The following is a 15,211-nucleotide window of genomic DNA, read 5'->3' on the forward strand; positions in this document are numbered from 1 at the left end:
CCATGAAAAAAACAAAAAAATAAAAATAACTGGACTGGCAGTGCTGTAGTTTATGGATCGCTTACGGTCAAACGCAGTACAGCACGTTGACGTTTCTTGCAGCCGTCGAGCAATTGGCTATTCAATGCAGCAAAATCATTTGCCACCGGTAACGGCACCATGAAGTGACGCCGGCTGTAGCCCACCAGTCTTTCCACTTTACCCTTGGCAGGACGTCCGAATTTGTCGTCAAACAGGTTGTAACTCTGTAACTCGGCAAAAGCCTGGGTCCGTCGGCGTTGCCCATCGCCCAATATCTTGGCCACCGCAATCCGGGTGTTGTCGTACAGAATCGATTGTGGCACGCCGCCGAGAAACGCGAAGGCGGCAAGATGTCCATCCAGAAAGGCTTAGGTGTCTTCGGTCGGATACGCCTTGACGAAACACGTGTCCGAATGCGGCATGTCCAGGCAGAAATAGTGGAATCGTACCTTCTTGCCACCGATGTAGCCGTCGGCTTCGCCGAAATCAACCTGGGCATGGCCGGGGCGATGCGCCAGCGGCATGAACACTTCCTTCTGCCGACTGGCCACACCGTTGACGTACTCGCGCACCATGGTGTAACCGCCGCCGTAGCCGTGTTCGTCACGCAGCCGTTCGCGGATACGTACAGCCGTATGGCGCTGTTTCACATGGACTTGCTTATCGGCCTCCAGAATGGCGTCGATGATGGCGACGAACGGCACCAGCGTCGGTGAAACCGGAGCCGGCGCTCGCCGATAACCGGGCGGCGCTGCGAACTGGCACATCTTCCTGACCGTATTGCGATGAATGCCGAAGTAGCGAGCAACCGCACGCTCACTCTTGTTCTCGACCACCACAGCGCGACGTACTTTGACATATATATCCACGGGAAACATACTTTCCGCCTTTCTCATGCACTCTCAAGGGCATAAGACTACAGGCTGGGGTTTGTACACTTTTAACGCGCCATTTATGGCCGTTTCCAGTGCGCTTTCCGGTACATTATTCACGCGGCATTCAAAATAAGAATTTGAGTGGATTTTTGACGTGACAAACAAATCAAATTACTGCAGCGCAGCGCCACTGAGCAAAACTCGCCTTAAGCGCTCGCAAAACCGCATCAACGGCGCGCCATCAATAATGTCATGATCGGCGCCCAGATTCATCTGAATAAAATCTCTTTCAACAGCCAAACCGTTTTCCAGCACCACCCTTTTGTGGATTGCGCCGATTGACAAAGTAAGCGTCATAGGCGTAATAGGAAAAATGACAGCAGGGCCACTGGAGTGCATCCCCATAGAAGTAACTCCCACGGTGCCAACTAACTGCTTAAACATTTGAGGATCATGTCGCATCATGAACCAGACAATTCTTCGAATGAAGCGAGGGGATGAAAAAAATAGCTTATCAAGTGCATTCATCGGTCCGATGTCACCGATCAATGATTTTTTAGCAAGGCGAATTTCCCGGGAAATGTCGCTAATATCTTTACGATTAGCAGCGCGCACGATCTGAGTCACCGGCATAATATGACCATCAATTTCGCGCTCAACCATCAAGGATAGATCAACGTCCTCAAAGATCGTCAGTTTGGATTTTCCATTCCGATAGGCCTGTATTGACTTATCCTCATCCACTGCGCACGCAAAGGATTTGCAGATAAAGCCCGTCAAAGTGATCCGTTCATTATGTTCAAGCGCATATGCCTTAATATGCGTTCTAATGGGTGCGATTTCGACTTCCATCAATAAATTGATAATATTTTTGCGCCGGCCTTCGGCCATAATATCGAGAATAAAATTGCGCAGTTTAGGATAAGGACGACACGAAGCAGCCGCTGGTTTCTGCCGTAGCAGAGCAATAAGTTGTGCGAACGCTTTAGATGCCTCATTGGCTATGATCATAAATTCTTGAGTTCCCCAGCCAACAACTGCACCGTTTTTTCAATTTGTGCCTCGCTATGCTCAGATGATATAAAAAATCTTAGTCGGGCAGACTTTTCAGGAACCGCCGGATAAAGTATCGGCTGTACATTCACACCCTGTTTAAACATGGCGGCAGACAAACGGGCGGCCTTAATAGAACTGCCTACGATGGCTGGAATGACAGCCAATCCCGAACTGGTCCCGGTATTGATGCCTGCATTTTTCGCCAAATTCAGAAAAAACTGTCCACGCGCCTGTAACGACGTAACGCGCTCTGGCTCACATAACATGCACTGCAACGCGGCAAGAGATGCCGCTGCAATCGGAGGTGACATGCCGACGCTGTACAGAAATCCAGGTGCAAGAAATTTCAGATGTTCAACCAGTGCAGTCCCTCCTGCAATATACCCGCCGCATCCAGCGAGCGACTTGGAAAGCGTACCCATCCAGATATCAACATCACTACCTTTAAGAGCAAAATGTTCACGAATACCTGCCCCGGTCTTGCCCATTACGCCCAAAGAATGGGCTTCATCCACCATCAGGAACGCTTTGTGTCGGCGTTTAATTTCAACAAATTGAGGCAGATCGGGATAATCGCCATCCATGCTATAGATACCTTCAACGACGATCAGTACACGTTCAAAATGCTCGCGCTGCTGACTCAAAAGCTCATCCAGCGCCTTGACATCATTATGCGGAAATGACATGCGTTTAGCACCCGATAACATAATGCCTTGCAAGGCGCTGTTATGTATGTACTCATCGTGCAGGACAAGGTCTTTAGGGCCAAACAGATAACCTATCGTGGTGACATTGGTAGCATGGCCGCTGACAAAGACGATAGCATCATCAACTTCATATAGAGCAGCAAGCGCGCTTTCCAGCGCGCGATGACAGGGACGTTCACCTGAGACAGCACGACTAGCAGAAACCGATGTACCGTACTGATCAATCGCTACTTTTGCGGCATTGGCAACCCGCGCATCACCTGATAGACCTAAATAGTTATAACTGGCGTAGTTGATATATTCCTGCCCCCCTACCGAAGTCGTGGCACCGGCTATTCCCTCATGCAACTTGAAGAACGGATTGGTAATTCCCAAACGCGCGCCACCGTCGTTGATGATGCGCAACTGCTGATAGCCTGGGTGCAGGTGGAACTGATAGAACTGCTCGGGCACAGAACTCGTTTTCAGGCTCAACAGCTTTTCTACAGGTGGTTTGTCAAAAGAACGCAGCTTACGCTCTAGGGCCTGCTGTATTAGCCTGTCCTTGATTGCAGAGGTCAACCCAAAAGGTGTTTTAATTGCCATCTCAGCTAATCATCCGATTGTTGATCGCAATACTGTTCGATTCCACGTCCTTAATCAGACTCGCAGCCAATTCGTCAGTTATTTCCGCACCATGCTGTGCTGCGATCTGCGCCACCTGTTGCTGCGCCTCGCTGCGTTCGGCACTGCCTTTAAGAAGCTGAATCAGCTTCTCGGCCAATTTGACGATCGTTGGCGTAGCATTCAGCGTCATCACCGACAGGCGCACACCAAAGCGCGACTCTAGTGCCAGCACCAGCTCTACACCCATGAGTGAATCGAGGCCCATGTCGTAGATAGATAGAGTAGCGTCAATTTTTTCAGGATCAACCCGTAAAATTTCGCCTACTTCATGCTTGATCATTCCAATTACCACTACCTGTAGTTCCTCATCGGACAATTGGGTGAGTAGTTCCTGAATATCATCACTGTTGTCAGAATCTGCTTCAGCATCCTGCTGTGCCATCTCGCTATACTTGGCTGAATTAGCCGCTGGTAGGAAGCGAGCCAAAGCACGCCAGTCCAGTTCAAGCACTCCCAAACCGGAGCGATCTGCGAGCAGCATAGATTCAAGCGCGCCCAGAGCCACTTCCGATTTAAGTGCTGCACCGCCCATGCGGCCCTGCAATGCCTCCTTAATGTCGGCATTCCTTGCCAGGAAACCGGCATCGTCAATCGCACCCCAGCGTACGCAGGTGGCCGGTAATCCGCTAGAACGCCTATTTCTTGCCAACGCTTCCAGTGAAGCATTGCCGGCAACATAGTTACCCTGCCCCGGATTGCCAAACAGCGTGGTTGCCGACGAAAACAAAATAAAATAATCTAGTTCCAAATCTCTGGTCAATTGATGCAGATGATACGCACCCACTACCTTGGGAGCAAGCACCCGCCGGATCTGCTCAGGATTCATATTGCGAATCAGACCATCATCAATCACCATCGCAGCATGAATCAGTCCCTTAATGGGATGGCGACTTTCATCGATCTGTTTGAACAGAGACGATAAAGCAACGACATCAGTCACATCACAGGCGACGGCGCGAACCGAGACCCTCTTAGCCTGCATTGCTGCAATCGCTGTTTTGGCTTCTTCCGACTTTGGACCACTGCGGCTAATCAGCACCAGATGACGTGCGCCTTTACTAACCAGCCATTCGGCAGCCTTCAATCCAAAACCACTCAGCCCGCCAGTGATAAGGTACGTCGCATCAGGATTCAAAGAAAGCTGTTGTTGCTCCAGCTGCACAGCGCTACGGCGACGATACACTGGCTGATGGTAGGTGATAACAATTTTACCGATCTGTCTGGCCTGCTGCATGTAGCGAAACGAAGCAATGATATCGTTGGCCTCAAACACGGTATATGGCAACGGATGAAATACCCCCTCGCCAAACAACTTCATCACCGCTGCAAACAGACGCCGGGTCAAATCAGGTCGAACCTGCATCAACTGATCAGCGTCGACCCCAAAATAGCTGATGTTATTGCGAAACGGACGCAAACCGATTTTAGTATTCTCATAAAAATCGCGCTTACCCAGTTCAATGAAACGACCAAACGGTTTAAGCACCCGGAAATTAGAATTGATGGCCTCACCTGCTAGTGAATTCAGCACAACATCGATCCCTGCACCACTAGTTTTGGCCAAAATTTCATCGGCATAGGCCAGCGACCGTGAATCGTAAATATGTTCAACGCCAAACAGGCGCAAAAAGTCACGCTTCTCGTCAGAACCTGCCGTTGCATGAATTTCTGCACCGATCCATTTGGCGTATTGGATTGCTGCGATGCCTACCCCGCCGGCAGCACCGTGGATCAGTACTTTTTCACCAGGCTGTAATTGCGCCAGAGAATTCAGTGCGTAATACACCGTTAAAAACGTACTCGGTATGGTGGCCGCCGCGGCAAACGTAATGTGTCCAGGAATGAGCGAAATGGCGCTGTCCTGAGTAATTACACGATTACTGAAACTCGCTGGACCAAAACCGACTACCCGATCACCCGCCTTAAAGCCGCTGGTCTTGGATCCTGCTTGTATAACTACGCCAGAAAATTCGAGACCCAGCGTCGGCCCAGCAAATCCGTTTTCTATTGCCTCGTCCGACAGCAGCCCCAGCGCATACATCACGTCCCGAAAATTCAGGCCGGTTGCACGCACCTCAACTTCAATCTGATGCTCGCCTGGCATGATCCTTTCACGCGTTTCCCAATGAAGATTACGCAACTGCCCCGCCGTCTGAAACGCCAGCCTAAGAGTCGGTTCTTCAATCTGAGGCGCTACCACGCCAGTTGGCCGCGGTTCCAGCCGTAAGCGGGTTGCGTAACGTGCACCGCCAGCGCCGAGCATGACTTCCGTCTCTTTATCCGCATACACCAATTCTAGTGCCAGTGACGCGGCAATCACCTCCAACTCATTTGGAGCAACCAAGTCCACCATACGCACCGCGTAATTCGAGGCTTCATTCATCAGAGTGCGGCCAAAACCCCATAGTGCGGCGTCGGCCACCGATGTCAGATCGCCGGAATCACCGAGCAAATCCAAGCACACATTGGCCGTAACTAGCGATACGGTGGTATCGATCTCGGCGGATTCACAAGCCTGAATCAGCGCGGCAGAATCCGCACAACGATCCACCTGCAAATTCAATATAGCCTGCGCCGACTCAACCGGTACGTTCAGCCCGGTCAAGTAAACGATACCATCTAGTTTTTCCGGCATACCCAGTAATAGCGCTTTCATATGAGCAGTGTCACCGGCAGTTTCAATTCTGACCTGATCGCCGCGCGCCACTAGATTTTCTGACAACAGGTCAGCTAGCTTTGAGGAATAGCCGACCTCATCAGCCAATAACAGCCAACTTTTGGCAGGAATACTGCGCACGCTTTGCGAAGTACCTGCCTTCGCAACCAGCACATAGGGGCCTGAGCGGACATCGGCGACCAAATCCTGAGAGTAGGTATCAGTAAACCCCAATAACTGCAACTGGCCCTTCCAAAATTCGGGTTGTGCAGAATGCCAGACAGCACCTTGCTCGTTGGTCTGGCAGCCAAATACGAAGTCCATCCAGCGCGACGGATGCTGACCGAGTAGCAGTAGATTGCCACCATCCACTAGCTGAGATCTGGCATAGTTAAGCACCATAAAGGCCTCGTCCAGCGAAGCAAAATCCAGCTGCACAATAACCAAGTTGCAAAAGGCCTCGGCCGGCGCACCGACTTTACTCGTATTAAAGTGCGGGAAATGTTCTTTTAAAATGACAGCTTCTTGCAAGGCGCTGTCGGAGATACTGGCAAAAGTGAAATCGCTGCAATTGAAGTCTAGACGGGCACAGATGTCCGCTGCAAAAATCGGTAGACCCGTGCTGATCTCTAGCACACCGAGTCGCTGCCCGCTAGGCAAATGATTGAGGCTGAAATCGATCCAGTCACGCACTGTGGAGGTGAGGCTCTGCTTGCCAGCATCCCCTAGCGCCAAGCGAATCAGCGCAGAGTGAGTTGAAGATTCGGACACTAGATGTGCCGGATTGACAGCCCCCGTAAGAAGCTCAGGTAATTTCATGCCAATGCGACCGACTGCCTGAATAATCTGGAAATACTCCGGATAATCGGCAATCAACAAATTCCACAGATCGTTTGCCAGTACCATTTCGCCCGGCAAAATTTGCCAACCATCCTCACGATGCGCAATCAATTGATCATGCTCCGCAAGTGCCAGCAATTGGTTAAAAAATCCAGCAACCTGTGGTGCACACTTTTGTACGTGATTTACTGCGCTGTCAGTAAGCAACCCACTGTCACTCGCCAGCGCCGACAAGGCCTGCAGCGTGAATTGACTGCATAGCGTATCGAGCAACGGTTCGACTTCTTCAGAATACCGATTAAACAACTGTGCATCCTGACATTGCTGAACTACAAAACTTAGTGCAGCCTGCATTTGTGCAAAAGTTACACTTGGAAAAACTGTCGCGAGCGGATGAGGGGCTGGTGTAGCATGGAAATCCAAAAACCGCAATTGATCGATAGCTGCCTTGTGCAGACGTACGCTCTTAAAGCGCGCGTCGGTAATAACGGCAAGTGCGGCCCCCTCGCTGTCGTACACGGTAAATTCAGCCGTAAGCGAATGAGGCGAACGTTTCAACAGCGTCGCATGCGCACTGTACGGCAAGGTGTCGGATTTCAGAAATACAATCCGCCCCATGCGAACCGGAATATAGGCCATGCCGTCATGCAAAAGCGCATCTTCTTTCAACAATTGAATGATCAACTGAAACGTGCAATCCAGAATACCAGGGTGCAGATGGGTGTTACCAAGATCGGAACTCGAAGGGCGCTCTGCCAACAGCATAAGCGCGCTGGCCCCATCGACCCAACCATGGTCGATGCGCTGAAACTCCTCGCCATAATGCAGACCTGCTGCGCGAGTCAACACATCATGACTTGACTGGGTAAAGTCTGGTGTGTGTAACGGCAGCTCTAAAGACGGCGCTTGCAACGTGCCCGGCTCAGTCAATATCCGTGCCGTTGCATGTACAACCCAGGGTTCAGTACCTGCAACATCGCGACCGCTAATACTAATACTACCGTCAGCCGGCGCGATGTGTACCCGGATTAGCTTCGCCTGTTTGTCGCTTAAAATCAGGGGTGCGCGGATTTCCAATTCTTCAACGGTAACCAGTTTTCCGGGTTTCCATGCCAGCGCTGCGGCCAAGACTAGCTCCACAAAACCAGTACCAGGAAATACCACGTGCTCACCCACCACGTGATCGGCCAGCCCCGGTAGCAACTGGGTGTCAATCTGATTCTCCCAGCACAATTCCTGCTGTTGAAGCGGATAGCCTAACAAAGGATGTACCTTAAACCGGCTCAACAATCCAATCGATGCAGGCGAATTCGTGTACCAGTGACGTTCGCGCTGCCAAGGATAAGTTGGCAGCGTCATGAATTTACCCGGTACGACAAACAGCTTATTCCATTCCACATTGGCGCCAGCTATCAGAGTCAGGTGCACAGCAGCCCGGATGCGTTCTGGCGCATCGTCATTTTTGGCAAGAGTAGTGATTACACGACCTTCCTGCCCGGTATCTTTGAGGCAGTCGTTCAAATAACTGCGCAAGACTGCATGCGGTCCGACTTCAATAAAAACTGTCTGGCCAGCAGCAAGAATCTGTTTGCAGGCCTGTTCAAACAAAACTGGATTACGAATGTTGCGCCACCAGTAGTCGGTATGTAATTCTTTGCCATCCAGCAACGCACCGGTAACCGTTGAATAAAACGGAATACTGCCACTCACCGGACGTATGTCCGCTAAGGTTTTCCGGATACTCTGTTCAATCGAATCCATTTCCGGGCTGTGGAACGCATAGTCAAGTGGCAGTCGTTTGAACGGTATGCTACCTTCACGCAACGCCCGTTCTAGTTTGCTCAGGTGATCGGGTGCACCTGCTACCGTAATGCCGCGGGAACTGTTTACACCGGCTACAGTCAGGCTGTCCGGTTCCATCAGGGTTTGTGCAGCAGCCAGGCTGCAGCCAACTGCCGTCATCTGTCCACGCCCTTTGGTCGTACCTTGCGCAGCACTGCGGAAATAAATAACCTTAACTGCATCTTCCAGGGTAAGCGAACCAGAAGCCCAGGCGGCGGCCACTTCACCAACGCTATGACCAGCCGCGGCAACCGGCATAATCCCGTTCTGCGCCAGCATATTAGTTACGCCAACCTGTAAGGCAAATAGTGTGGGCTGCGCGATTTCAGTCAGGTCATAGCGATCACCGTTTTTACCGGCCAGCTCTTCTTCTAGAGAAAAATCACCATACTTCCTGAAAATAGAATCAATTTCACGCACAGCGGTGACAAATACGGTTGATTCCTGTAGCAGCCGTGCCCCCATGCTGAACCACTGTGAGCCGTTGCCAGAATAAATAAATACCGGACCGGAGGGCTTGGCTAACGCCACACCACTGCTGACCTGAGTGCTACCCCCATCTGCAAACGCCGCCAAAGCGCTGGCAATGGCCGCGGTAGAAGTGCCGCTAGCAACCAGCCTGTGCGCGTGTGCTTCACGGTTAAAAATAGTGTTGTAACTGACGTCGAATAGCGCAGAGTCAGGTTGATCCTGCATAAAACCGACAAACTCCTTGGCCGCCTGCTTCAATGCCGCCGCATTCTTAGCCGATAGCATGACCGGAAATTCCGTATTTTTTAGAGCAACTACTGGATTGACCGGATTAGGCAGTGCACTCTCCAGAATCACGTGCGCATTCGCACCACCAAAACCAAAAGAATTAATTCCTACAACTAACTTCCCAGTTTTTTTAAGCTCAAGATTTTCAGTGACAACAGCTACATTCAGATCCGCGAAATCAATATTGGGATTGAGTGTTTTGATACCGATGGTAGCAGGCACAACTCGATGCATTATTGTGTGTAGTGCCTTGACAAGACCAGCAACACCAGAGGCAGCTTCCATATGACCCAGATTGCTTTTTACCGAGCCAATAGGGAGTGGTGTAGCGCGCTGTTGCCCAAGTGCAAGGCCAATAGCACGCGTTTCGATGGGATCGCCAACCACAGTGCCAGTACCGTGCGCTTCTAGATAATCAATGGCGGAAGGATCGATGCCAGCGCGGGCATAGGTAGATACCAGTAAATCTGCTTGAGCCTGCGCACTTGGCACAGTCAAGCCGGATTTTTTACCGTCTGTATTAACACCAGAACCGGCCACAACGGCCAGAATATGATCACCATCGGCTAACGCTTGGTTGTAATCCTTCAGCAAAAATATACCACCGCCTTCGGATCGCACATAGCCGTCACCGGCTGCATCAAACACCTGACAGCGTCCAACGCGAGATAGCATCGAGGCTTTGGAGAACGTAATAAACCCATAGGGATGCAAATGCAGACTCACGCCACCGGCCAGCGCATGGGTACATTCGCCGGAACGGATAGCCTGACAAGCCTGATGAAATGCGACTAAAGAGGAAGAACAGGCCGTATCAATAGCCATACTCGGACCGCGCAAATCCAACACATAGGATAGCCGGTTGGCTGCGATACTAGAGGTGTTACCGGTAGCAGTACTAGAATCAACCGTACTCAAATCATCTGCTAGGCGAATGGAGTAATCGTTGCTGGCAATGCCGATGTACACTCCGCAATGGCTGCCGCGTATACTAGACGGTTTAATACCGGCATTTTCAAGCGTTTCCCAACTCATTTCAAGCAAGAGCCGCTGCTGCGGATCCATAAGTGCAGCTTCACGCGGTGAAATACCAAAAAAACTGGCATCAAATTTACTTATATCGCCAACAGAACCAGCTGCAAACGTATAACTGGTGCCGGGATTATTTTTGCCGGGGTGACGAAATGTATCCATCGCCCAACGCTCAGGCTCTACCTCGGTGACCAGATCACGGCCGGCGAGCAAATCGGACCAGTATTGACTGGTAGTGGTGCTTGGAAATCGAAACGCATGGCCTATTACCGCAATTTTCTTCGTCATCGTTATGCTTAAAAATTATGTTCAATTAAATAATTTAATTTATTTATTATATTTTCAATAATATATTATTATTCGGTTTAAATTTATACTCTCTACGCTGTATCAGATATCGTCACACCCACTCATGCGAAAATCCATTCACCAGATCAGTTAAAACTTAAGCGTCCCCACATTCACAATCGGATAAATCACGGAAACCACAATATTCAGGAATTTCTGCAAATCAGCAGCAGGCGCATTTGATACAAAAATCACATCTTTGTTATTAACCGGAAAACTCTGAGCTACAAAAAAGCTGGCAGGATCTTTCATATTCAACTGATAAATAACCGGCACCTTGCCGTCTGGAGTGGTCTGCGGATGAGTGACCCAATCCAGCGCCTTGGCGTCTTCCAGGCGAAACACAAATACCGCACGTGCATCAGCGCGGCTATCATCAAGCCCACCAGCACGAGCCAGAGCCTGGGCTAGAGAAATACCCTGCGCCTCAAAATCGATTTCTTGGTTTTTTCCTACGGCACCTAAAACCGAGAAGGTCTGTGACTGATACAGGGCCGTAATCACGTCACCAGGCTGTAACACAATATTTTGCTTAGGATCGCTAATAATTGTATTTAGCGGCAAGGCCTGCATTTGCGCGCCACGCGTCAACTGCAGCGAGATCTTGCTCACAGACTGGCGCACACCACCTGCTGTGGCAAGCGCATCTAGCAAACGTTCACCGCGCGCTGTAAGCGGCATACGAGTACTGGTAGCGACTTCACCGATAACAGTAACGTTGGCCGTATTATTTTTGATCACACGTACTAGAACCTGAGGCTGATTGGCTTTGCCCTTTAAAGCTTCAACCAACTGCGCGCCGATCTGCTCAGGCGTTTTCCCTTCCGAAGGAAGCTGACCTGCAAAGGGAATGGTGATCATACCGTTGCTGCTGACCATCTGTTCTGGAAATACTGTCACATGTGTAGTACTTGGCCCGCCACGCGGATCAACCACTGCGCCACCAAACAACATGGCGGGCGGCGCCTCCCAGACGGACACCTCAATCACGTCACCTGCACCAACAACATAGCCGTTGTTCGCAGCACCATTAAATGTTTCCGAAAACAGGTTTTTTTTATGTGTCGCCAGCAACTTGCGTGCCACACCGTCATTCACATCGACGAGTTGTATCCCTTCAATATGATGCGAATCACGATTTACCAGCACCGACTGACGGCTTGGACCGTCAGAAGAGAGCCAGTCCGGCGAAGTAGCACAACCACTTAAAACAGTGACAGCAACCAACGCAAATGCAGGGAACAAAAAGGCATCATTAAAATATTTCAATTGGCTAAACCCAGTTAAATTAACACTTAAAAAATCTGCATGCCATTCAGGCACGCTTGTAATCATCCTCAAACCGCACGATATCATCTTCCCCCAAATAACTGCCAGATTGCACCTCGATCAAAAAAAGCGGCAATTTACCAACATTCTCCAGTCTGTGTGTCTGTCCTATAGGGATATACGTTGACTCATTTTCATGCAATAACTTCACCTCATTCCCACAAACCACCTTGGCCGTACCGGAAACGACAATCCAATGTTCAGCCCTGTGATAATGCATCTGTAAAGATAGCTTCGCACCTGGTTTCACCATGATGCGCTTAACCTGAAACCGATCTCCGATATCAATTCCTTCGTAATATCCCCAAGGCCGATACATACGCTGATGTACAAGATGCTCAGACCGCTCAGCCTTCTTCAGATACTCCACAGTTTGCTTTACGTCCTGCGCCAAATCTTTGTGCATAACTAGCACCGCATCTGCCGTCTCGACAATCACCAAATCTTTCACGCCAATAGCTGCCACCATACGCGACTCGGCGCGAATGTAAGAGTTACTAGATTGATCTGCATATACGTCCCCGCGCAGCGAATTGCCCTGCGCATCTGTCGACGTCGCATCGGCCAATGCGGACCAAGAACCAATATCGCTCCAGCCAATGTTGACTGTCACCATGGCTGCCGACTTGGTATGTTCCATGACCGCATAATCGATAGACTCTGACGGGCAGGTCGCAAACACCGCCTCATCCAAACGACAGAAATCTAGATCGCGAACGCTATGTTCCCATGCCTCGCGTGCCGCCTTATAAATATCGGGTCGGAACGCCTGTAGTTCCTGCAGAAAAACCGATGCCTTGAAGACAAACATTCCACTGTTCCAGAAAAAATCACCCGAAGCCACAAAGGACTTAGCTGTTTCCAGATCGGGCTTTTCTACAAAGCGCGCGACATTATAAGCAGGATGATCCACATTCAGCGCAGTGCCGCGCTCTATATAGCCAAAGCCGGTAGAGGGCGCATCAGGCTCAATGCCAAAGGTAACCAGTTTGTCTTGTAGCGCCAATGTTAGCGCGGCATGAATCGCTTTATGGAACGCTGCTACATTGGAAACAAGATGATCGGCGGGCAGCACTAGCAGCACAACATCGGCATCCTTCTCTTGCGCGGCAAATGCGGCGATAGCCACTGCCGGAGCAGTATTTCTGCCAACAGGTTCCAATATTTCCATCATTGGAGGCTTGTTAATTTCCAGCAGTTGCTCGGCTACCAGAAACCGGTGTGCGTTATTACAGACAACAATTGGCGCTGCCATGCCCGGGAAACCATCGAGGCGCAATAGCGATTCCTGAAACAGGGTGTTTTCTGAAGCGAGCTTCAAAAATTGCTTGGGTAACGCTGCGCGCGACAGGGGCCATAAACGTGTGCCTGAACCACCTGAGAGGATGATTGGATAGATCATAAATAATCTCTAATATTATGTGTAATTACCGATTATACCCCCAGTAATATAATATTGCTAAATTCATATTGCTAAATTCATATTGTTAAATTCATATTGTTAAATTCATATTGTTAAATTCATATTGTTAAATTCATATTGTTAAATTATAAATTATTAATATAGAAATTAATGGGAAGTCGAAGATGGAAAATTCCATACCGATTGGAAGTGCTTGCGAGGAAGGCCAGTTACATCGCATGCGCGCAGCCGGACGCCCAAAATCAGTCCGTAGTCAGAAAGTTCCCGCATAAATGATCGGGGATTGAGGTACTTTCGCCTTTACCTTTTAAGTACACCAACGCCGATTTTATCGGTCTCCATTTTTGAGAAAGCCGCGATTTCATGCGCCTTTAAGACCGACGGGTACATTTCAGAAACAGCACCTATCGCTAACCTATTGAATTTATTCGATTTCTAACCAGACACTAGTGATATTTTTTATAAAACGGTAATAGTAAAATCCTTGATGAATGTTCAAATGTTTCGATACACATCCATGGTTTTTTTCAAACAGACGTCCCAATTATATTTTTTTGCCGCCGCCAGACCATTTTTTATGGCCTGCGCACGCCAGCTCGTATCTTCAATCGCCGTCCTTATCGACGATAAAAACAATTCCTGATCATCCGGATCCACCAACATCGTTGCGCCGGAAGAAACTTCAGGCAAAGTGGAACGATTGGAAGTAATGACCGGTACACCGCTGGCCATAGCCTCAATGACAGGCAGGCCAAAGCCTTCATAGATCGATGGGAACATGAATAGATGTGCACCCGCATAAATAGCCGGCAAATCGACTTCCGAAACAAAACCCAGATAATGCAACCAACCGGCCCGTTGACCAGCTTCAATCATTATATGCAAGTGATCGCTGCGCCACCCTTTACCGCCGACAAGAACTAGAGGGTATGCGGCAAGTAGATGCGCTGGCAAACGGGCGTACGCTTCAAGTAGACTGTCTATTCTCTTGCGGGGTTCAATTGTGGAAACACATAAGGAATAGCCCCCAGGATGCAGTCCATAAGGCTGCAATACAGGTTTCAGATCTTCCGGTGCACGTGACGCAAACAGCGGTGAGACGCCTAGATGTATTGCGCTGATCTTGTCCCCTGGCCATGAAAAATAAGCCATCACTTCCTGACGCGTCACTTCGGAATCAGTGATCAGGTGCGAAGCAATTTTGAGTGTCTTATCAAATGATTTTTCAAAATGCTTTACGCGTTCAACTGGATGAGTTTCAGGAAATTTAAAAACAGATAAATCGTGTACGGTTGCGACACCTTTGTCTGCATATTCAGGCAAGAAATAATTAGGCGAATGAAATACCTCCCCTTTGCATGTTTGCTGCCAGCAGAATTTTTTTGCCCATCGCGGGTATTTTGAAAACGGCTCGCTCTGGTCCGTGTAACCATCCGCCAGCAACGCCGCCGGATCACCCACCCACCGGCCATTACGAATATATCGTATCCGATCTATATCGCCCGCCTGAGCCAAGCGACTGGTCAACTCCCAGGCATACCGACCTATCCCAGAAAGTGATGGGGTTAGCGCGTCCACCGCAAGAATTAACTTCATAACCAATCTCCACACATACCAAACAGAACAGCCTGCAACAAAAAAAGTGGATCCAAACTTA

6 protein-coding genes and 1 pseudogene are annotated in these 15,211 nt (G+C 49.6%); all 7 read right to left on the minus strand.

The window, feature by feature from the left end; all coding sequences use genetic code 11:
* Positions 1–86 precede the first annotated feature (86 nt).
* Positions 87–899: pseudogene (gene istA / locus AAKU61_RS17575) on the minus strand (IS21 family transposase); the annotation flags it as partial.
* 168 nt (positions 900–1,067) lie between these two features.
* Complete coding sequence (locus AAKU61_RS17580) at positions 1,068–1,748, minus strand: 2-oxo acid dehydrogenase subunit E2 (protein ID WP_354334365.1); 681 nt, start codon at positions 1,746–1,748, stop codon at positions 1,068–1,070.
* A gap of 155 nt (positions 1,749–1,903) precedes the next feature.
* Positions 1,904–3,244, minus strand: coding sequence for an aminotransferase class I/II-fold pyridoxal phosphate-dependent enzyme (locus AAKU61_RS17585; protein WP_354334366.1), 1,341 nt, complete (start codon positions 3,242–3,244; stop codon positions 1,904–1,906).
* 1 nt (position 3,245) lies between these two features.
* Positions 3,246–10,742: a type I polyketide synthase gene (locus tag AAKU61_RS17590; RefSeq protein ID WP_354334368.1), complete on the minus strand. Its 7,497-nt coding sequence runs from the start codon at positions 10,740–10,742 to the stop codon at positions 3,246–3,248.
* Between the two features lie 150 nt (positions 10,743–10,892).
* Complete coding sequence (locus AAKU61_RS17595) at positions 10,893–12,071, minus strand: polysaccharide biosynthesis/export family protein (RefSeq protein ID WP_354334370.1); 1,179 nt, start codon at positions 12,069–12,071, stop codon at positions 10,893–10,895.
* 46 nt (positions 12,072–12,117) lie between these two features.
* Complete coding sequence (locus tag AAKU61_RS17600; protein WP_354334372.1) at positions 12,118–13,533, minus strand: mannose-1-phosphate guanylyltransferase/mannose-6-phosphate isomerase; 1,416 nt, start codon at positions 13,531–13,533, stop codon at positions 12,118–12,120.
* A gap of 516 nt (positions 13,534–14,049) precedes the next feature.
* Entirely contained in the window at positions 14,050–15,150 is a 1,101-nt protein-coding gene (locus AAKU61_RS17605) for a glycosyltransferase family 4 protein (RefSeq protein ID WP_354334374.1), read from the minus strand.
* Positions 15,151–15,211 lie beyond the last annotated feature (61 nt).

Source organism: Undibacterium sp. GrIS 1.2 (genome assembly GCF_040544435.1).
Taxonomy (GTDB): domain Bacteria; phylum Pseudomonadota; class Gammaproteobacteria; order Burkholderiales; family Burkholderiaceae_D; genus Undibacterium.